The organism is Faecalispora anaeroviscerum (assembly GCF_947568225.1).
Classification (GTDB): domain Bacteria; phylum Bacillota; class Clostridia; order Oscillospirales; family Acutalibacteraceae; genus Faecalispora; species Faecalispora anaeroviscerum.
In genome coordinates, this window is the sequence record NZ_CANOOQ010000001.1 from 154,650 (window position 1) to 174,976 (window position 20,327).

Annotated in this window: 19 protein-coding genes; 17 read left to right on the forward strand and 2 right to left on the reverse strand. The window is 51.7% G+C overall.

Annotation, left to right across the window (positions count from 1 at the left end; all coding sequences use genetic code 11):
* Nucleotides 1-301 precede the first annotated feature (301 nt).
* The 7 genes from QOS46_RS00815 to QOS46_RS00845 all read left to right on the forward strand — a co-directional run bounded on the left by QOS46_RS00815 (nt 302) and on the right by QOS46_RS00845 (nt 9,906).
* Nucleotides 302-1,459 (forward strand): site-specific integrase, encoded by a 1,158-nt coding sequence (locus tag QOS46_RS00815; RefSeq protein WP_283610743.1) that lies wholly within the window; start codon nt 302-304, stop codon nt 1,457-1,459.
* Between the two features lie 206 nt (nt 1,460-1,665).
* Nucleotides 1,666-3,387 (forward strand): methyl-accepting chemotaxis protein, encoded by a 1,722-nt coding sequence (locus QOS46_RS00820; protein WP_283606551.1) that lies wholly within the window; start codon nt 1,666-1,668, stop codon nt 3,385-3,387.
* Nucleotides 3,388-3,419: 32 nt separating this feature from the next.
* Nucleotides 3,420-4,067, forward strand: coding sequence for an HD-GYP domain-containing protein (locus QOS46_RS00825; RefSeq protein ID WP_283606553.1), 648 nt, complete (start codon nt 3,420-3,422; stop codon nt 4,065-4,067).
* A gap of 452 nt (nt 4,068-4,519) precedes the next feature.
* Nucleotides 4,520-5,305: a peroxide stress protein YaaA gene (gene yaaA / locus QOS46_RS00830; RefSeq protein WP_283606554.1), complete on the forward strand. Its 786-nt coding sequence runs from the start codon at nt 4,520-4,522 to the stop codon at nt 5,303-5,305.
* 198 nt (nt 5,306-5,503) lie between these two features.
* Entirely contained in the window at nt 5,504-6,484 is a 981-nt protein-coding gene (locus QOS46_RS00835; protein ID WP_283606556.1) for a helix-turn-helix transcriptional regulator, read from the forward strand.
* Between the two features lie 169 nt (nt 6,485-6,653).
* Entirely contained in the window at nt 6,654-9,290 is a 2,637-nt protein-coding gene (locus QOS46_RS00840; protein WP_283606557.1) for a translation factor GTPase family protein, read from the forward strand.
* Between the two features lie 196 nt (nt 9,291-9,486).
* On the forward strand, nt 9,487-9,906 hold the full coding sequence (locus QOS46_RS00845) for an HIT family protein (protein WP_283606558.1): 420 nt from the start codon (nt 9,487-9,489) through the stop codon (nt 9,904-9,906).
* A gap of 124 nt (nt 9,907-10,030) precedes the next feature.
* Here the strand turns inward: QOS46_RS00845 and QOS46_RS00850 are convergent, their stop codons facing one another.
* Nucleotides 10,031-11,293: an O-acetylhomoserine aminocarboxypropyltransferase/cysteine synthase family protein gene (locus QOS46_RS00850; protein WP_283606560.1), complete on the reverse strand. Its 1,263-nt coding sequence runs from the start codon at nt 11,291-11,293 to the stop codon at nt 10,031-10,033.
* A gap of 281 nt (nt 11,294-11,574) precedes the next feature.
* On the opposite strand from QOS46_RS00850, the gene QOS46_RS00855 reads away from it, so the two are divergent.
* The 10 genes from QOS46_RS00855 to QOS46_RS00900 all read left to right on the forward strand — a co-directional run bounded on the left by QOS46_RS00855 (nt 11,575) and on the right by QOS46_RS00900 (nt 18,811).
* Nucleotides 11,575-12,180 (forward strand): TetR/AcrR family transcriptional regulator, encoded by a 606-nt coding sequence (locus QOS46_RS00855; RefSeq protein ID WP_283606561.1) that lies wholly within the window; start codon nt 11,575-11,577, stop codon nt 12,178-12,180.
* A gap of 6 nt (nt 12,181-12,186) precedes the next feature.
* On the forward strand, nt 12,187-12,684 hold the full coding sequence (locus tag QOS46_RS00860; RefSeq protein ID WP_283606562.1) for a DUF6323 family protein: 498 nt from the start codon (nt 12,187-12,189) through the stop codon (nt 12,682-12,684).
* A complete protein-coding gene (locus QOS46_RS00865) occupies nt 12,671-13,654 on the forward strand; it encodes a DUF6179 domain-containing protein (protein WP_283606563.1) in 984 nt (327 codons plus the stop codon). Before QOS46_RS00860 ends, QOS46_RS00865 begins: the two co-directional genes overlap by 14 nt.
* Nucleotides 13,655-13,775: 121 nt before the next feature.
* Nucleotides 13,776-14,735 (forward strand): NAD(P)H-dependent glycerol-3-phosphate dehydrogenase, encoded by a 960-nt coding sequence (locus QOS46_RS00870; RefSeq protein ID WP_283606564.1) that lies wholly within the window; start codon nt 13,776-13,778, stop codon nt 14,733-14,735.
* Nucleotides 14,736-15,016: 281 nt separating this feature from the next.
* Nucleotides 15,017-15,493, forward strand: coding sequence for a MarR family winged helix-turn-helix transcriptional regulator (locus QOS46_RS00875; protein ID WP_283606565.1), 477 nt, complete (start codon nt 15,017-15,019; stop codon nt 15,491-15,493).
* 161 nt (nt 15,494-15,654) lie between these two features.
* Complete coding sequence (gene pyrB / locus QOS46_RS00880; protein ID WP_283606566.1) at nt 15,655-16,575, forward strand: aspartate carbamoyltransferase; 921 nt, start codon at nt 15,655-15,657, stop codon at nt 16,573-16,575.
* Complete coding sequence (locus QOS46_RS00885; protein ID WP_283606567.1) at nt 16,569-16,991, forward strand: aspartate carbamoyltransferase regulatory subunit; 423 nt, start codon at nt 16,569-16,571, stop codon at nt 16,989-16,991. The genes pyrB and QOS46_RS00885 overlap by 7 nt, the downstream gene beginning before the upstream one ends.
* Nucleotides 16,988-17,518, forward strand: a complete 531-nt coding sequence (locus QOS46_RS00890) for an inorganic diphosphatase (protein WP_283606568.1) — start codon at nt 16,988-16,990, stop codon at nt 17,516-17,518. The genes QOS46_RS00885 and QOS46_RS00890 overlap by 4 nt, the downstream gene beginning before the upstream one ends.
* A gap of 221 nt (nt 17,519-17,739) precedes the next feature.
* Nucleotides 17,740-18,399 (forward strand): YhfC family glutamic-type intramembrane protease, encoded by a 660-nt coding sequence (locus tag QOS46_RS00895; RefSeq protein ID WP_283606569.1) that lies wholly within the window; start codon nt 17,740-17,742, stop codon nt 18,397-18,399.
* Nucleotides 18,374-18,811: a DUF3887 domain-containing protein gene (locus QOS46_RS00900; RefSeq protein ID WP_283606570.1), complete on the forward strand. Its 438-nt coding sequence runs from the start codon at nt 18,374-18,376 to the stop codon at nt 18,809-18,811. The genes QOS46_RS00895 and QOS46_RS00900 overlap by 26 nt, the downstream gene beginning before the upstream one ends.
* A gap of 143 nt (nt 18,812-18,954) precedes the next feature.
* Here the strand turns inward: QOS46_RS00900 and QOS46_RS00905 are convergent, their stop codons facing one another.
* Nucleotides 18,955-20,250: an O-acetylhomoserine aminocarboxypropyltransferase/cysteine synthase family protein gene (locus QOS46_RS00905; protein ID WP_283606571.1), complete on the reverse strand. Its 1,296-nt coding sequence runs from the start codon at nt 20,248-20,250 to the stop codon at nt 18,955-18,957.
* Between the last annotated feature and the right edge of the window lie 77 nt (nt 20,251-20,327).

A 20,327-nucleotide genomic window follows, 5' to 3' on the forward strand; every position in this document is an offset into this window, starting at 1 on the left:
AGTCAGCTCTCCATAAGGAAGAATTTTCATCAGACGTAATGCTGTATTTGTATTGGAGATCTATGCAATAAGTTGCAAATAAAACAAAAAGGCCGCGGTTTATTTGAAACCGCGGCCTTTCTATTTGCATATAATTTCGCATTTTCATCTGGTAACTGTATAATAAAACAAAATAACTCAGAAATATACAGTGCAAACAGAAGTAAAAACAGAGTCCTTAATGATAAAAAGAAGCAAACAAATTGTGATTTACTGTGAATCGCCGTCAGAAAAACGGTCAAATAAAGGAGGAGCAATTGATATGCCAAGACGAGGAGAAAATATTTATAAACGCAAAGATGGGCGATGGGAAGGCCGTGTATTGCGGTCTGACGGTAAATATCGATACGTGTATGCAAAGAGCTATAAAGAAGTGAAGGAAAAGAAAAGACTTTTACAGGATTCTGAAGGCCATGAAAAAAAACACCAGTATAAGACTCATACAACTGCTGATTTATTCAGAGAATGGCTGTTCGGAGGACTTTCTGGCCGGGTTAAGCCCTCAACCTATGAAAGCTATTACCGCTGCCTGACAAAATACGTCATTCCTTTTTTTGAGAAAAAAGGGAACGAATACATCACTACAGAAAAAGCAAGGGAATTTGTCATACAGCTACAATACTGTGACTATTTATCCGACTCTTACAAGCGTAAAATACTATCTATTTTTAAAACCGCGCTAAGAAATATCGGAAAAACCTCGGGCGATTTTGAAGCAATTCTCAAAATGATTACGTTGCCGAAAGCTTCAGGCGGAGTAGTTCAGGTGTTTTCTATGAAAGAGCAGAGATTGATTGAAAAAACGGTGATAGAATTTAATAACAAAGCGGCCTTGGGCCTGCTTTGCTGCTTCTATACCGGAATCCGTCTGGGAGAAGTGTGCGCTCTGCAGTGGGGCGACATCGATTTTGATGCAAAAACTATGTCGGTGATAAGAACTGTTTCACGCATTAAAAACTTTGAGCCTGGCGAAACAAAAACGATTCTTTCGGTCGGTATGCCGAAAAGTCAGTCATCCATCCGAAAGGTACCGCTTCCTGAATTTTTGCTGGATTTGTGCCGTGAACTCCAAATACATTCCTGCAACGAATCCTGCTATGTGCTTTCGGGATCAAGAACCCCTTTTGATCCAAGGGGATATCAAAAGCTGTTTCAGCGAATCCTGAAGCAGGCAGGGGTTAAAAGCCGCAAATTTCATGCGATCAGGCACACCTTCGCCACACGTGCATTGGAGCTTGGTGTTGACATTAAAACACTCAGTGAAATTCTGGGACACTCGAGTGTTTCTATCACTCTTAATATTTACGCCCACTCTTTATTTGAGCAAAAACAGAAAGCAATTGAAAAATTTAACGCAATGTACCTTCTGCATTCAGAAACGAATACATTCGCCGTCCCTGACTCCGTCATAAATGCCTAAAAAGCAAGAAAACCTGCCATTTTCAGATGAGTCGGCGCGGTTTCAAATAAACCGCGATTCCATTAAAGTTACATTACCCGATTTTTTTGCCGCTATGCGCGGATTGGGCTACCGGGGTGTGTGACCTCTGTCCGTGTGGCATCGTTGCTGACTCCCGGGCTACCGGGGGGGTAACGATTATTTATCTGAAGAGTGAGGGAACTAACATGAAAAATCTTTCGATCAGAAAAAAATTATCTATCACCTTTGCACTGATTCTGATTCTATATACGGCATCCGTTTTGGTGGCATTGCTTTTCGGCTTGCGCACCGTCTCTGAATCCTTTGAAGGCTTCTACTCAGGGCCGCATCAGGTCAGCTATCGTTCACTTGATTTGCGCCGCTCCGTAAATGAGGTAGAAAAAGGCATACTGAACCTGCTGATGAATAGCGACAAATCAAAAACGGAAGAGTATCAGAAAGAGGTCGAAGAAGGGGCTGCCCAGTTTAACGAAAATCTGGATTACCTGAAAGACAATCTGACCCGCAAGGAAAACTTGGAGAGGGTAAACACCATTCTGTCAAAAAAAGAGGACAGAATAACGGTGCGTCAGAAGATAATGGACGCCATAGAGACGGGGAATAAAACGGGAGCTTACCAGATTTATGAGAATGAGTATGTTCCTCTTATGACGGAAGCCCTCGATATTGCCACCCAAATTAATGCCGTCGCCGTTTCTGTGGGTGACGAGTATTTTCAGGAAGCACAACAGGCCAGAAACTGGGCGATTCTTATAGAAGTAACCTGCTCTGTGGTGATGATAGTGATTATCCTGCTACTTTCCGCCTATCTGATCCGAAGCCTGACAAGGCCAATTAAAGAGATTGAAGCAGCGGCAAAGCTCCTGGCAGACGGAAGGCTCGACGCAGAGGTTACCTACTGCTCGAAAGATGAACTCGGTTCTCTGGCTGAAAATATCCGCTCGCTGATCGTCAGCCTGCGCGGCTATATTTCCGACATTTCGCATGTTTTGGGGAGGCTGTCTGACGGGAATATGACGGTTCAGGTGGGCATGGAATACCAGAACGACTTTGTGCCGATCCAGCACTCTATGGAGCAAATTTTAACATCGTTGAACAGCGTGCTTTCTCAGATTTCCCTTTCCTCGCAGAATGTGGCGGCAGGTTCCGAGCAGATTTCCGTAGGCGCCCAATCGCTTTCTGCCGGGGCGACGGAGCAGGCCAGCTCGGCGGAAGAGCTAGCCGCATCAATTAGCGAGATTTCGGGCAGAATCAAGCAGAATGCAGACGGGGCACAGCGCGCCAGTGATAATATGCAAGAAACCACGCAGGAAATTCAGCGCGGAGACGAGCAGATGAAGCTGCTCGTGAATGCCATGAGAGAGATCGCAAATATTTCCAGCGAAATTCAAAAAATTATTAAAACGATTGATGATATTGCATTTCAGACCAATATCCTGTCACTGAATGCGGCGGTAGAGGCGGCCAGAGCCGGTTCAGCGGGCAAGGGATTTTCCGTCGTGGCAGACGAAGTGCGAAATTTGGCAGGGAAAAGTGCAGAGGCTGCGAAGAACACAACCGCTTTAATACAAAGTACACTTGCTGCAATCAGTAACGGCAATCATATGGTGGTGGAGACCGAAAAATCCCTTCGACAGATTTCGGAAAAGGCGGCGGTGGTAGCTGAGCTGGTTCATGAAATTTCAGATTCTTCCAAATCACAGGCTATTACCATCGAGCAGATCGATCTGGCGGTCAGCCAGATTTCAGGGGTGATTCAGATGAACTCCGCCACGGCAGAAGAGAGTGCCGCTTCGAGCGAAGAGCTTTCCGCACAGGCTGAAACACTGCACACACTGGTAAAGCATTTTACCTTACGGCAGGAATCTTCTTCGGGAAACCAAGAGGGTGGCGAAACATCCTTCTGAAATTCTATTGCGCTGCGTAAGGGAGAAAAACTATGGACATCGTTCTAAATTCGCAGAATTCAGTTGCGGAGATTTTTGAGGCACTCCCCATCGAAGAAACACAGCATATGCAGCGCGTTGGTGCGTTGGTGGCGCTGTTTGTCCGTCGCCTTCTAAAATATGAATTTTTTAGGAAATATGCGCAGGAGTCAGGTGTTTGGGGTCAGGCAGCCATCTATCATGATATCGGAAAGGCGTGGGTTTCCGCTGAAATTTTGACAAAACCGGGCCATCTGACCGAAGGGGAAAGAATGATTTTGTGCAGGCACCCGGAATACGCACAGCTCTTTTTTGAACGCGCGCAAACAGGTGGTATCTGCGAATTTCCACAGCATCTGCTGCAGCCTGCTCGGGAGTCTGCCCTATATCATCACGAATGGTGGAACGGCAAGGGATACCCGCACCGGCTGCTCGGTCCCCAAATTCCGTTTCTCAGCCGCATTACGGCGGTTTGCGACGCGTATGATGCGATGACCAGTGATCGGGTTTACCGAAGGGCACATTCTCACGGATGCGCCTGCAGAGAATTGGCGCTGCATGCGGGGGAACAGTTTGACCCATGGCTGGTACGTGCCTTTCTGCACCACGATGCTGATTTTGCCGCTGCGGCGGGTGAAATGCTTTCTCTTACATTTGAATAGGCGGTATGGATTTGTTATGGTGTGCGAGTTTGTCCAGCTGCCCGGGAAGTTTTAAAATTGATCGAATTGGTAGAAGAACGGAAGAAAACAGACAGCAGCGGCAAAGCCTCTGCTGTTCGTTTTTGTATCTGCCCGGGATCGAGCAAGGAGATGTGTTTTTGGTACGTCTCTTTTTGCAAACAAAATCTGCGGCTTGTCCCTTGCAATCCCAGAAATGCTTTTGGCCAAAGGATGATGCTGAAACCGGGTAAACACCCTAATGGCCTTTTATTATAGCAATTTCTGCGTAATATCTCAAGAGTGGAAAGTTTCAGATGACGCTGATGATTCCGCCGCTTTGATAGGTGCTTGTATCCTGTCAGAAAAGGCCAAAAGGCTTTGGAAGTAAGGTGGTTTTTTTACGGTGGTTATGGTACAATCAGATACAAACAGATATGCAAGGATGGGTACTCATGAGAATCATCATTTCTCCCGCGAAAAAAATGAATACTGATACCGACAGCCTCCCCTGTGAGAGCATGCCGCAGTTCTTCGGGCAGACCGAAACGCTCCTTTGCTGTCTGCGCAATATGGATTATGCCGGGCTGAAAGCCTTGTGGCGCTGTAATGATTCCATTGCCGACCTCAATTACCGGCGGGTGCAAACGATGGATTTGCGTCATGCTCTGACTCCGGCCATTTTATCCTACGAGGGGATTCAGTATCAATATATGGCTCCCGGCGTGTTTGAAAGGGAACAGCTGCGGTATATCAGCGAGCACCTGAGAATTCTCTCGGGCTTTTATGGTCTGCTTCGTCCGTTCGACGGGGTAACGCCTTATCGGCTGGAAATGCAGGCCCGGCTTTCGGTGGGCGGGGAAAAGGATCTGTATGCCTTTTGGGGAAACAGGCTGGCGCACCGCCTCTGCAGCGAAACCGGCCTGATTCTGAACCTTGCCTCCAAGGAATACAGCAAGGCCGTTTTGCCGTATCTGCCGGGATCGGTGCGTTTTCTCACCTGCACCTTTGGGGAGCGGAAAGACGGCAAGGTGATCGAAAAGGGGACCCTGTGCAAAATGGCGCGCGGCGAAATGGTTCGCTGGCTGGCTGAACAGCAGCTGACCGATCCTGCTGACATTCGCGGCTTTGACCGAATGGGGTATACATACCGCAAAGAGCTTTCTAACCAAGATCACTACGTGTTTGTGAAAGAATCCGGCAAAAAGCAGAACGCAAACACCCGATTAGACGATTGTTAAACTAAATTGTTTCAAAAATAATTCAGGAAATAATTTCCAATCATTGGCAATTATGGTATACTGGTCTTATTCTTTCTGCTTCAAAGAAAAACTTTGGGCGAGAAGGGCGCTTCGGAATGTCTTAGTGAGAATCAAAAATTGATTTTACACATGGGGGCTTTGCTGAAAATACCATTCATTCGATTGGAAAGTGACGTTATGCCTGTTTCACAGAATCAAAAAATGAAGCTGCTTTATTTGATGCGAATTCTTTTGGAACGCACGGATGCGGACCACACCATGACGGTACAAGAGCTGATTGCCGCGCTGGCAGAGTATGGAATTCTGGCTGAGCGCAAGTCAGTCTATTCAGACTTGGAGCTGCTGAGCCAGTTCGGCCTGGATGTGGAATCGCAGAGGAGCAGAACGGTTGGCTATTACATCGATGCGCGCAAATTTGAGCTTCCCGAGCTGAAGCTTTTGGTAGACGCCGTGCAAAGCTCGCGTTTTATTACGCCAAAGAAAAGCACGGAGCTGATTCAAAAGCTGTCCGCGCTGACGAGCAACCCACAGGCCAGCCAGCTTCGGCGGCAGGTGTATGTGGCGGACAGGCCCAAAACCATCAACGAGAGCATCTATTACAATATCGATGCAATTCATGCCGCCATCAATTCCGGCTGCAAAATCAGCTTTCAATATTTTGATTACAACACGGATAAAGAGCGCGTTTACCGCAAAGACGGTGAGCGGTATTGCCAGAGCCCGATGGCGCTGTGCTGGGATGACGACAAATACTACCTGATTTGTTACAGCACCAAATACGATGATTTCGCGCATTACCGCGTCGACCGGATGTGCCAGGTTGCGGTGTGCGAGGAAACAGCGGACATGCCCGATCAAAGGCGGTTTAACGTGGCTGAGCATACCAAGCAGGTATTTGGTATGTACAGCGGCGAGCTGGTCAGCGCGACGTTGCGATTTGATCAAAGCCTTGTCAATGCTGTGCTGGATCGCTTCGGGCCTGAGGTGCCTTTTCGCGAGTGCGGCGATTCGTTTGAAATCTGCGTTGAGGTATCGAATAGCCCGGTCTTTTTAAGCTGGATTTTTCAGTTTGGGGAAAAGGCAGAGATCGTCGCGCCGGAAAGCCTGATCGCTTCTATGCAAGCTCTGCTTTCGGAGCAGGCAAAGAAATATCGGTGAACGCGTCAGCGCTTGTTTTGTTTCATTGATTATAAGCACCCCTGAATTTGAAAGAATTCAGGGGTGTACTGCATTCGGCTGTTGAGTCGGCGGTTGATTCACCCGCTGTGAAATGGTATGATAACCTAAGACTGAACACAGCAATTCGATAGGATAATGGGGAACGGGAATGAAACGACTGGTAGTTGGAGTTTTGGCACATGTAGACGCGGGAAAAACCACACTTTCCGAAGGGCTTCTCTATACCTGTGGGCGGCTTCGGCAGCTGGGCCGGGTCGACCATAAAAATGCCTTTCTGGATACCGAAGCGCTCGAGCGGGAACGCGGCATCACCATCTTTTCCAAACAGGCGGTGCTGCCGCTCGGCGATCTGGAAATCACCCTGCTCGACACCCCCGGCCACGTGGACTTTTCCAGCGAGATGGAGCGCACGTTACAGGTTCTGGATTACGCCATTCTCGTCATCAGCGGGTCAGACGGCGTGCAAAGCCATACCCGCACGCTCTGGCGTTTGCTGAGCCGCTACCGAATCCCCACGGTTCTGTTCATCAATAAAATGGATTTATCCGGCACAGACCGCGAGGCGCTTCTGCGGGAGCTGAAAACCGGCCTTTCGGAGGGCTGTGTTGATTTTGGGGCGGAGCAGAGCCGCAGCACCTGGATGGAGAATATCGCCGTATGCGAAGAGGAAGCGATGAGCCGGTATCTGGCGCAGGGTGAGCTTTCCGAGGCGGAGGCCGCCGCGCTGGTGGCGCGCCGTAAGGTGTTCCCCTGCTATTTCGGCTCCGCGCTGCGCCTGTCTGGCATCGATGAGCTGGTGCGGGGGCTGACGCTTTACACGCAGATTCCCGCATACCCGGCGGAATTCGCAGCCAGAGTGTTTAAAATCACCCGGGACGCACAGGGGAACCGACTGACGCATTTGAAGGTGACCGGGGGAACCCTTCGGGTGAAAATGCCGCTGAACGGCCAGGACTGGGAAGAAAAAATTGATCAGATTCGAGTGTACTCCGGGGCGAAATTCCAGCCGGTGGACGAGGCCGTAGCCGGCAGCATCTGCGCCGTAACGGGTTTAAGCCAAACCCGTGCCGGGGAAGGCCTCGGCGCCGAAGGCGCTTCCGAAGCCCCGGCACTCGAGCCGATGCTCACCTACAAGGTGATTCTGCCGCCGGGCTGTGACCCGCACAGCGCGATGCAGAAGCTGAGTACACTGGAGGAAGAGGACCCGCAGCTTCATCTGGTGTGGAACACACCGCTGCGGGAGATTTCACTGCAGCTGATGGGTGAGGTGCAGCTCGAGGTTTTAAAAAGTCTGATTCTGGAACGCTTCGGCCTGCGGGTGGAGTTCGATTCCGGCAGCATCGTCTATAAAGAAACCATCGCCGCCGCGGTAGAGGGGGTGGGGCATTACGAGCCCTTACGCCACTACGCGGAGGTGCATCTTCTCCTTGAGCCGGGGGAGCGGGGGAGTGGCCTGCATGTTTCGAGTGCCTGCCCGGAGGATCAGCTCGACAGAAGCTGGCAGCGGCTGGTTCTGTCGCATCTGGAGGAGCGGATTCATCGCGGCGTGCTGACCGGCGCGCCCATTACCGACCTGAACCTTACACTTGTGGCCGGTCGGGCCCATGTAAAGCATACCGAGGGCGGCGATTTTCGTCAGGCGACCTACCGCGCGGTGCGGCAGGGGCTGATGAGCGCCGAAAGCATCCTTCTCGAGCCGTGGTACGATGTTCGGCTGGAGGTGCCCGCCGAAAATGTGGGCCGAGCCATGACGGACCTTCAGCGCATGGGCGGCAGCTGCGCCCCTCCGGAGCCGGGCGGCGAGCTGGCGCTCATCGCCGGCAGCGCCCCCGTGGCGGAGCTGCGCGATTATGGGCGGGAGGTACTCTCCTACACTCGGGGCCGGGGAAAGCTTGCCTGCTTTTTCCGTGGGTATGAGCCCTGCCGCAATCAGGCGGCGGTGGTTGCCGCTATTGGCTATGACCCAGAGCGGGATTTAGAACAGCCGGCGGATTCTATTTTCTGCGAGCATGGAGCGGGCTTTTCCGTTCCATGGAACCGGGTGCGGGACTATATGCACGTAGAAAGCGTGCTTCACCTTGGCGGGGAGAATCAGCAAACGAAAGCTTCTCCCACTTTTTCAGCGCGGCCGTCCGTTTCTTACACCGGTGCTTTGGAGCAGGACAAGGAGCTGCAGGCCATTTTTGAGCGAACCTATGGCCCGGCCAAACAGCGTGAGCTTTTGCCGCAGAAGCAGCTTTTGCGCGGGGTGGAATCGTCGACGACACGGGAAAGCGTCCGCCCGATTATGACCGGGCCGGAATATCTGCTGGTGGACGGCTACAATATTATTTTTGCGTGGGACGAGCTGAAAACGGTAGCGCGGGAGAGTCTTGACACCGCGCGAAAGCTGCTGATGGATCTGCTCTGCAATTATCAGGGGTACCGCAAATGTGAGTTGATTCTGGTGTTCGACGCCTACCGTGTTCCCCGCAATACAGGCGAGGTACAGCGCTACCATAACATCAGCGTAGTGTATACCAAGCAGGCCGAAACGGCTGACGCCTATATTGAGAAAACAACCTATGAGCTTGCCAAACAGTACCGGGTGCGGGTTGCCACCTCCGACGGCATGGAGCAGATGATCATTCTCGGTCACGGAGCGCTTCGTGTTTCGGCCAGGTTGTTCCACCAGGAGGTGGAGATGGTCGGCGGCGAGATTGCGGAGCTGCTCGCGCAGATCAACCGGAAAGAAAAATCACATTCCGTGCAGGCCGCCTTTGAAAAAGCGCAGAAAAAGAAGTAAGATTTATTCTGTACCGCTTCCGGCTTTGCGGGGGATTCCTTCGGAAGTCTCCGCTTCGTTTTTATCTAAAAAAATCATCGGAAAGAACCCGCAGCAATCATGGGATTTCGGTTGACGCGGGAGGTGTTTCGATTTATAATTGATTCGCTATTGGAAATAACAGGCTGATCAAACTAAAATAAAAGGAGCAAATAACATGGATGCAACGTGCGCATACTGCGTGGAAGGCGAGCTTCTGGAGAAATTTGGAATCAAAATTTGTGAGCTGGAAACCTCAAAGGTGTATTTGTTCAAAGAGCAAAGCCACGAGGGCCGGGTTGTCGTGGCCCATAAAAAGCATGTGAGCGAGATGGTCGAGCTTTCAGACGAAGAGAGAAACGCCTACTTTACCGATGTGAACCGTGTGGCCAAGGTGCTGCACGAGGTGTTTCATCCGGATAAAATCAACTACGGCGCCTATGGAGATACCGGGCATCACCTGCACTTCCATCTGGTGCCAAAGTACCGTGACGGCGCCGAGTGGGGCGGAACATTTGCCATGAATCTCGACCAGGTGTATTTTGATGCGGAGAAGAACGCGGAGCTGATCGACCGGATCCGTCAGGCGCTGAAGTAATCAGAAAACACGAGGCAGTCCCCCCGATTGGGAGGGCGGACTGCCTTTAAACTGGTAAAAGAAAGAAGCTTTTCAACATTTTGATAAGAAATGTTGAAAAGCTTCTCTTATTCTGCGGCCTGAATCACACTTTGCTCAGGCTCTGCTCAATATCTTCAATAATATCCTCAACGCTTTCCAGCCCGACGGAGAAACGGATCATGCCGGGATTAATGCCTGCCGCAAACAGCTGCTCGTCAGTCAGCTGGCGGTGCGTGGCGCTGGCGGGGTGCAGCACGCAGGTGCGAATGTCTGCTACGTGTACTTCAATCGAAGCCAGCTTCAGGCCGTCCATGAATTTGACCGCGTTGTCCTTGCCGCCCTTGATGATGAACGAAATGACTCCGCTGGTGCCCTTCAGGTATTTCTTTGCGAGCGGATAATATTTGTCGCCTTCCAGGCCGGGATAAATCACCTTTTCAATTTTGTCGCAGGTCTCAAGATATTTTGCGACTTCCATCGCGTTTTTGCAGTAGCGCTCCATGCGCACGGCGAGCGTTTCCAGCCCAAGGTTCAGAAGGAACGCGGAGTTTGCCGCCGGGTATGCGCCGTAATCGCGCATCAGCTGCATTCTGGCCTTGATAATGTAGGCGGCCTTGCCGTAGTTTCCCACATAGGTAATGCCGTGATACGATTCGTCCGGCTCGGTAAACTCCGGGAATTTGCCGTTCGTCCAGTCAAAATTTCCACTGTCTACAATCACGCCGCCCACCTGCACCGCGTGGCCGTCCATGTATTTGGAGGTGGAGTGTACGATAATATCCGCACCGAACTCAAACGGCTTGCACAGCATGGGGGTGGCAAAGGTGTTGTCCATAATCAGGGGAATCCCGTGGCTGTGGGCTACCCGCGCAAACTTCTCAATGTCCAGCACGCTCAGGGCCGGGTTCGCGATCGTTTCGCCGAAAATCAGCTTGGTGTTTTCCTGTACCGCGGCGCTGATGGTTTCTTCGTCCGCGTCGGCATCCACAAAAATGCAGTCAATCCCATAATTTTTCAGGGTGACGGCAAATAAATTTATGGTTCCGCCATAAATCTGCGAGGTGCTGATAAAGCTGTCGCCCGCCTTGCACAGATTCAAAACGGAAAGCAGTGTGGCCGCTTGACCGGAGGAGGTGCACATCGCACCCACGCCACCCTCCAGATCGGCGATTTTCTGTTCGACCGCCATCACGGTGGGGTTGGCAAAGCGCGAATAAATCAGCGCTTTGGTCGGTTCGTCGAATACGTCGCCGACCTCCTGTGTCGAATCAAACACATAGGTGGTGCTTTGAACGATCGGAACCATTTTCGGTTCTGAGTTTTTTGGGGTATACCCGCAGTGAATGCATTTGGTTTCGTCCCTCATGCTGTGTTTCCCTCCTGATCATTGATTCCTTTATCATACAGCAAACGCAGATTATTTTGCAATCCTATCCGCAGAATTACTAAGATTTCTTTTTTCTGCAAAGGGCCTACTCCGCAGAAGCTCAATCTTGTATCCTGAACGCACGGTAAAGCCCGCAGGGAAGAGGCGTAGTCTGAGGCATCGCTTTTTTACCGTTGTTTCCGGTTGACAGTGGGCGGTAAGCGTGATACAATCTATTACCACCTGTAATTACCAATGGTAATAGATTGGAGAGGGAACGTGTGAATAGCCGGAAACCCATTTCAAGGGAACAGATCATCCATACGGCGCTGAAGCTGCTGCGAAACCGCCGCGACGTTCAAAGCCTGAATCTGCGCGAGATTGCGCGGGCTTTGGGCTGCGCCCACACAAATCTGTATAATTATTTTTCCTCGTACCCGCAGCTGCTGTGGGAGGCGCATACTGCCTGTGTGGAGCGGATGTCGGCACAGATCGACGATGCTACCCATACCGCGCTCCAGCCGGAGTGCAAATTGCAAGCGTTTTTTTGCGCCGTGGTGCAGGTGTATCTCAAAAATACAGGCTGGTTCCGGTTGGTCTGGCTCGAATATCTGGGGGAGCAGCGTCCTGAGAGCAATACTTTTGCTGTAACGGCGGCTCGGGAGAAAATGAACCGCGCGGTTGCTCAAATTTGGCAGGAGTTGTCCGGTCATCCTGCGGCCCCCGGTAAAGTGGAGGAAACTGTACATTTTATTCACTGCTATCTTGTTGGGGAAATCTCAAATTATATTTCAGGGCGTCGCGTGATTGAGGATACAGAGGCGTTTTGTGAGTCCGTTGTTTGTCAAGCGGTGCGCAGCACCGTTCTGCTGCTAAGGGAGGAGTGATTCACTTTGGGGTTTGAGCTGGGATTTTTGAATCAGGGGCTGATACAGAAACAGGCGATCAACGAAATTATGAAATGCAACGAGATTTCGGCGCACTTTGGCATGGAGCTGACGGAGCGGCAGGCGGCGCAGCTGGTGGAAACCCGCGCGTTCGCACTGAAAACGGCCGGCAGAATCGAGTTTGGCGGCGGAGTCATTCAGAAGCTGATTTATGCCTTCTGCGATTCTCCCTATTTAATGGGCCAAAATTATGAATCTACGCTCCACGAACTGGTGGAGCTGTTTTATTCGTATAAAAACGAAACGGCAGACCGCATCTCCGATGATGAACTGATCGATTTTATGAAGAAAGCGTATGATGGCCCCTGTGGCGGCTCTTTGGAGCTTTTGGCAGGGCGGGAGATGTACCACCTGGCGGAAAATCTGCGCTGGGGCCGCCCTGCAAGTTTTGACAGCGAAGCGCTCGATGAGGACGACGAGGAGGATTACGATGGACTCTCTTGAACGGATCAGCAGGATTGACCGTTCGCTGCTCAGCGGCGAGCATTATCTCACTTCTCTGCTGGAACAGGCTTTTCTGGCACAGGTACTTTCCGCATCACAGATCGAGGCGGTGCAGATGGCCTGCCTTTCCGTTCTGGCGCGGCAGACCCAGCTTTATAACGGGATGGAGAGCAGTTCTGTTCGGGTAGAGGAAGCGGAGAGTATTTTTGAATCGGCACTGTTTACCATCGGCATTTGTCTGAAGCAATACGAAAATGCGGAGGATGCCGCTCTGGCGCTTGTCAGCGAAGGAGCGGAAGCGCTGTTTGTGCGCGGTGGCAAAAAAATAGACCGGATGCTGAAAACAACCAGGCTGTTTCACGCCGGCCTTGTTCGCCGGCTGATGGAAACCCCGAATGTGTTTTACCGCTCGACGGTGAAGGATGGTATCAACGGATTTTTTCATTTGTACCGGCCGCAGTTCGGTGCGCAGCAGATTCACATTACGGCGGATTACCCGCTGCTGCACCCGGTGACCGATCTTGTTGGGGTTGAATTTATTCGGGAATATGTGGAGCGTGTGGATTGCGAAAACCAATTCTGCACCTGCTTTTCGCCGGCTGTGATCCATAGACTGCTGTGCGGTCTCCCGGTGGATTACCGGGAACTCCCGCTGAACCTGTGCGGCCCGGTACTGACGGCAGCGCTCGGGTGTGTGCTGTGCGGGAAGAATCCTTTCACACTGCAACTTTCGGAGGACGATTTGATCGCTCTGCAAGAAAAACTGAGCGGCCGGGGAAACACGGAGCTTCTCCCGTTGCTGCAGGCGGCGTTTGAGAAGGTGAACCTTGCGCTTTCACTTCGGAAGCGTACCGCGGAGTATCTTGCCGCCGCGCTCCCGGGAATCTCCGCGGAGGCGGAAAATGCGGTACGCACCGATACACTGCCCCGGCTTTTTCTCATCGCTCGGCTTCCGCAGGGCGGGTACTGAAATGGCCTTTGATTGACAATGTAACGCAAAGACCCTATGATAAAAAAGAGTATTGTTTGAGCCGCCCGGCAGAACGGCGGTCAAGTAAAAGCATTAGGAATTGTAAAAGGAGCAAAAGCGAATGAAAATAACAGTCATCGGCAGCGGACGTTGGGGAAGCTTTATCGCGTGGTACCTTTCGGGGCTGAAAAAGGAAGTTACCATTTATGGCAGGTCGACCAGCGAGCAGTTCTCCAAGCTGCGGCAAACCCGTACCAACGGGCTTGTCACCTTTTCCGATGCCGTTCTGTTTTGTGATGATCTGCAAAAGGCACTGGAGGGCGCTGAAATCGTAGTGATTTCGATTCCATCCCAAAGCCTGCGCGGGCTGATGCAGCAGCTCTCGCAGCTTTCGATGGCGGGGAAGACCGTCGTGCTGTGTATGAAGGGCATTGAGGCCTCCACCGGCAAACGGCTGACGGAGGTGGCGGAGGAATTTCTTCCGCCCGAAACGGGTCTGGCCATTTGGGTGGGCCCCGGCCATGTGCAGGATTTTACCGCCGGAATCCCCAACTGCATGGTGATCGACAGCAAGAGCCAGGAAACCAAGCGGTTTCTGATTAAGCAGTTTTCCGGCAGCATGATCCGCTTTTATTACGGGGACGATCTGCTCGGGAATGAAGTGGGCGCCGCCTCCAAAAATGTGATTGGCATTGCCGCCGGAATGTTGGACGGCCTGAATAAAACGGCTCTCAAGGGGGCGTTGATGTCGCGCGGTACCCGCGAGATTGCCCGTTTGATCAAGGCGATGGGTGGCAACGAGATTTCTGCTTACGGTCTGGCGCACCTCGGCGATTACCAGGCGACGGTTTTTTCACCGTACAGCCACAATCGCGCCTTTGGCGAGCGCTTTGTGCGGGGCGAGCACTACGGCGAACTGGCGGAGGGCGTCGCCACCACCCGCGCAATGCTTCGTCTGGGCGAGCAGTACGGCGTTGAGCTGCCGATTTGCAAGGCGGTGGAAGCGGTGATCCATGGCGGGCAGGCCGCAGACAAAGTGCTTTCCGATCTTTTCCTGCGCAGCCAAAAGGCTGAATTTTAAGCGCTTTGACAGCATTTGATAGAGTATAAAACTTCTTCCCCCGCCAAAGACGGGGGAAGAAGTTTTATATATAATAGGAAAAATCTGGTCCTTCCTTGACAAAAGTAAAAAACGATCTATACTATTTCATATACTTAACTAATTTCAGTCAATATGAAATCTGCGATTCAAAAGGAATCAATGATGTTTTCTCCCGCCGAGGGCAGAGAGATCGTTGACATGATTCGCTGTTTTGATGGAAGATCAGTATAGGGGTTCAGAAACTGGTGGGGAGGACTGTTATGGCTGCGAAGGATCGGACAGACGAGCTGTTCGGGGTGCTGCATTATCTGAAAAAGGCAAAGGATCTTATCCCTGAGGTTCCGGGAGTACCGCAGGGTGAATTTATGATGATGCACAAGATTCATTGCTGTCTTCAGGAAGGGGAGTGTCGGGGAGAGCTGCCCGGGGTGAAGGTATCTAATTTGAGCTCGCGGATGGGAATGTCGATGCCGGCGGTATCACAAATGCTGAAATCCCTGCAAAAAAAGGGATTGGTGACGCGTACGGCCGCCACAGACGACCGCCGCGTAGTGTATGTGGCGCTCACCCCGGCTGGAGAAAAAATCTTTTCAGATGCGATTGAACGCTTTTTAGAGCGCGTGAATGCGGTGGCGGAGCTGTTTGGGGATCAGAAAATTCAGGAAATTACCGCTTTGCTGCAGGATTTGGGCTGTGCCATGGAGCGTGTACGAGCGGAGCGGCCAGAAAAATTTTAGTGTATTTCCCGGTGCAGGGTATGGACAGTTGTCACTTTTTCCGCTATACTGTGGAAAGAAAAAACAGAAAAACAATAGCACAGAACGGGCACACTTTGAAAGATCAGGGATTTTCAAGGTGTGCTTCTTTTGAGCGCGCGGGAAAAGAAAGGAAGACCGGAATGAAGCACCTGATAGACCCGTTGGACTTTACGGTGGAGGAAACGCTTGAGCTGCTGCGACTGGCAGATCAGATCGCTTTGGATTCATCGCCTTATGCCCAGGCCTGCCGCGGCAAGATTTTGGCCACGCTGTTTTACGAGCCCAGCACGCGTACGCGGCTCAGCTTTGAATCGGCTATGCTGCGCCTTGGCGGCAGCGTTTTGGGGTTTGCCTCTGCGGAGAGCAGCTCGGTGAGCAAAGGGGAAAGCGTAGCGGATACCATCCGTGCGGTTTCGTGCTATGCAGACATCTGTGCTATGCGGCACCCGAAGGAGGGCGCGCCGCTGGTGGCGTCGCACTATTCCGGTATTCCGGTGATTAACGCGGGCGACGGCGGGCACCAGCATCCTACCCAGACGCTGACGGATTTGATGACGATTCGCCGAAAAAAGGGCCGCCTTGACAAAATGACCATCGGCTTGTGTGGGGATTTGAAATTCGGGCGCACGGTGCATTCGCTTATGAAATCTCTGGTTCGATTCGGCGACATCCGCTTTGTGCTCATTTCACCCGAAGAGCTGCGCGTGCCAGACTATATCATGCAGGATGTTCTTCTGGCGCACAGCGCTCCATATAAGGAAGTGGAAACACTCGAAGAGGCCATGCCCGAGCTCGACATTCTGTATATGACCCGTATTCAAAAGGAACGCTTTTTCAATGAAGAGGATTACGTCCGCCTGAAAGACAGCTGCATTTTAACTGTGGACAAGCTCCGCGCTGCCAAGAGCGATCTCGCGGTGCTGCACCCGCTGCCGCGCGTTAATGAAATAACGCCGGAGGTAGATAACGACCCCCGCGCCGCCTATTTTGAGCAGGCGCAGAACGGCGTTTATGTAAGAATGGCCCTGATTCTGAAGCTTTTGGAGGTGGCAGCATGCTAAATATCGACAGCCTGGAACACGGAATCGTCATCGACCACATTCACGCGGGCTCCGGAATGCAAATCTATCATCTGCTCGGGCTCGATTCACTTGATTGCAGCGTGGCAATCATTAAAAACGCCAAGAGCAACAAATTTGGCAAAAAGGATATTATCAAGATTGAGGGAAAAACCGATCTGAATCTTGACATTCTGGGGGTAATAGACCATAATATTACCATCAATGTAATTGATATGGGGAAAATAGTGGAAAAAAGAAGCTTTGAGCTTCCAAAGCAGGTAACAAATGTGATCCGCTGCAAAAATCCTCGCTGCATCAGCAATGCGGAGGAGGGTGTCGATCATATTTTTCAGCTTTGCAACGAAAATTCGCAGCTTTACCGCTGCATATACTGTGAACAGGAGTTTCAAAAATGAATATTTGGCATGATGTTTCACCGAAAAGGATCAACCCCAACGACTTTCTCGCGGTAATCGAAATTCCCAAGGGAAGCAAGAAAAAGTATGAGCTCGACAAAGAGACCGGTCTGATCATTCTGGATCGCATTCTGTATACCTCTACGCACTACCCGGCCAACTACGGCTTTATCCCCAGAACCTATGGCGATGACCTTGACCCGCTGGACGTTCTGGTGCTTTGCTCTGAACCGCTGGAGCCCCATACTCTGGTACGCTGCTTTCCCATCGGCGTGATCTCGATGCTCGACGGCGGCCGCAATGACGAAAAGATTATTGCAATTCCGTTCAATGATCCGACCTACAATCAGTATCAGGACATTAACGACCTGCCGACCCATATTTTTGACGAGATGTCTCATTTCTTCCGGGTTTATAAAGAGCTTGAAAACAAAGAGACCGCCGTTAAAGAAGTCAGCGGCCGCGAAGAAGCCCTGCGGATTATTCAGGTTGCGTTGGACAGCTACGTAGAAAATTTTTGCAAATAAAAAACGTGGATGATCCTTCGGAGAATTCCAGTAGTGGATTCGATTCGGGAAAGCTTTCACAATAGATGTGTCCGGCTGTCGGGTGCCGCCGGGATTCACGAGAGATACCAGACGTTTTTTTCGCCGATCGGCGCTGGCGTCGGCGTCCCGCTTTTGCGGGGCTGGCCGGCGTATCAGGCGCTGCTCGGCGTTTTTTATGGAACAAAGAAGGAGGGAGCGCCATGCCGGATTCACCGACCATGCAAAGCGGCCGTACATTCAGAAAATACCTGTGGTGGTTTCTGTTGGGCGCCGCCTGCTTTTCTCTATCACAGCCGCTATTGCGCATTCCGTTGCTGGGGCTGGTGAATCACAGCGTATGGTTTACCATGTTCAGTATGCTGCACCCGGTGCCGGCCGTGGTTGCCATCGGCCTTTCCGCCGGGGTATTTGAAGAGGGCTTTCGCTTTTTGTGTAAGCGCTTTTTACTGCGCCCGGCAAAATGCACCATGGTGCAGCCGCTGCTGTTTGGTCTTGGGCACGGCGGCACAGAAGCCTGCCTGATCCTGATCCCCCTGCTTTTACAGGGGTACGCCTTCTGGGAGTTGCAGATGGCGCTGATGGAACGTGCGCTGGCGATGCTGCTGCACCTTTCGCTGACAGTGGTTGTATGGAACGGCTTTCAGACAGGGCGTCGGTTCCGTTATCTGGCGGCCGCCATTGTTCTGCACGGCCTGGTGGATTCCGTTCTGCCGCTGCTCGCACAGCGCGGCATGCAGGTGGCGTTTGTAGAACTGATCTTTGCCGGAATGGTCTTATGCGTGGGTGCCTACGCGATTGCTTCCCGACGGCTTTATTTGCAAGGAGGAACAGAGAATGAAGAAAAAAACGAGGTACTTTAAAAAGATTTTTGCTTTGGGAACCATGCTTGTGTTGTGCCTGGCACTTCTCACCGCATGCAATGCCGGGCAGAAAAAGCTCTCTACCGATTTTGATCAGGATAAAGTCAAGGAAGCCGCCTCAAAGGTGATCACCGCGGTCAATGAGCAGGACGGAGATGCCCTGCGGAAGATCAGCGACGACACGATGAAGTCCGCGCTGACGGATGACGCGCTCGCCGCGGTATACAAGACGATTGGTGAGGGCGGCGCGTTTCAGGAGATTAAGGATGTCAATATTGCCGGTGCTACGGATAAAGACACCAAGGTGGAGTACGCGGTGGCCGTGGCCAGAGCGCAGTACGAGAAGAAGGCCTTTATCTATACCATTTCTTTTACAAAGGACATGAAGCTGGCGGGCTTGTACTATAAGTAAAAAGGATTCCGGAGCAAGACAGAACCGGCGTTCCCTAATGGCAGGGAACGCCGGTTCTGTCTATTTTATATATTATGGAGGTTTTTTGGGGGAATAGGTTTTGGAAGAAATCGATGAAAAAGGAAAAGGAGGAAATGAAATCGTTAGATCGCGTCAAAGGCCTGCTGCAAATCGTAAATAATATCGTCGATATGCTCGGTGCCGATTGAGAGGCGAACGGTGTTGGGCTTGATCCCCTGATCCAGCAGCTCTTCCGCCGAAAGCTGTGAGTGGGTGGTCGAAGCCGGGTGGATGACCAGTGACTTCACGTCTGCCACATTGGCCAGCAAAGAAAAAATTTGGAGATTATCAATGAATTTCTGCGCCTCTTCCTGGCCGCCCTTCACTTCAAAGGTGAAAATAGAGCCGGCACCGTTCGGAAAATACTGCTCATACAGCGTATGGTATGGGCTGTCGGGCAGAGAGGGATGGTTGATGTGTTCTACTTTGGGGTGCTTGCTCAGAAAATCCACAACCTTCAAGGCGTTCTCCACATGGCGCTCGACGCGCAAGGAGAGGGTTTCAAGACCCTGCAGCAGCAGGAAGGCGTTGAATGGGGAGATGCTGGCTCCAGTGTCGCGCAGAAGAATCGCGCGTGCCCTCAGAATGAAGGCGGCGGCTCCCACATCGCGTGCAAAGCTCAGGCCATGGTAGCTGGGGGTCGGTTCGGTCAGTCCCGGGAATTTCCCGGAGGCCGCCCAATCGAATTTGCCGGAATCCACAATCACACCGCCGAGTGTAGTGCCGTGCCCGCCGATAAATTTGGTGGCGGAGTGAATTACAATGTCTGCGCCATGCTCAATGGGGCGGAACTGGCTGGGCGGGGTAAAGGTGCTGTCAATCAGGAGCGGAATGCCGTGTTTATGGGCGATTTCGGCGACTTCTTCCACATGGATGATGTTGGAGTTGGGATTGCCAAGGCTTTCGATAAACAGTGCCTTGGTGTTGTCCTGAATGGCCGCCTCAAAGCTGCCTTCCACATCCGGGTCTACAAAGGTGGTGGTAATGCCGTACTGCGGCAGGGTGTGGGCCAGCAGATTGTAAGTACCGCCGTAAATGGTTTTGGCCGAAACAATATGATCGCCCGCCTGGGCAAGATTCAGAATCGAGTAGGTGATCGCCGCCGCACCGGACGACAAAGCCAGCGCGCCAATACCGCCTTCCAATGCGGCAATTCTTTTCTCAAACACATCCTGTGTGCTGTTTGTCAGGCGGCCGTAAATATTTCCGGCATCCGCCAATCCAAATCGATCTGCGGCATGCTTGCTGTTTCTGAATACGTAAGAGGTTGTTTGATAAATTGGCACGGCTCTTGCGTCAGAAGCGGGGTCAGGCTGCTCCTGACCGGCATGTAGCTGAATTGTTTCAAATTTCCATTCATGTTTTTTCTCGTTGCTCATTGGATTGATCCTCTTTTCTTTGATTTATGGTTGTTGTATGTCGTAATGGAACAGCCGCACATTCGACAATGAACAGG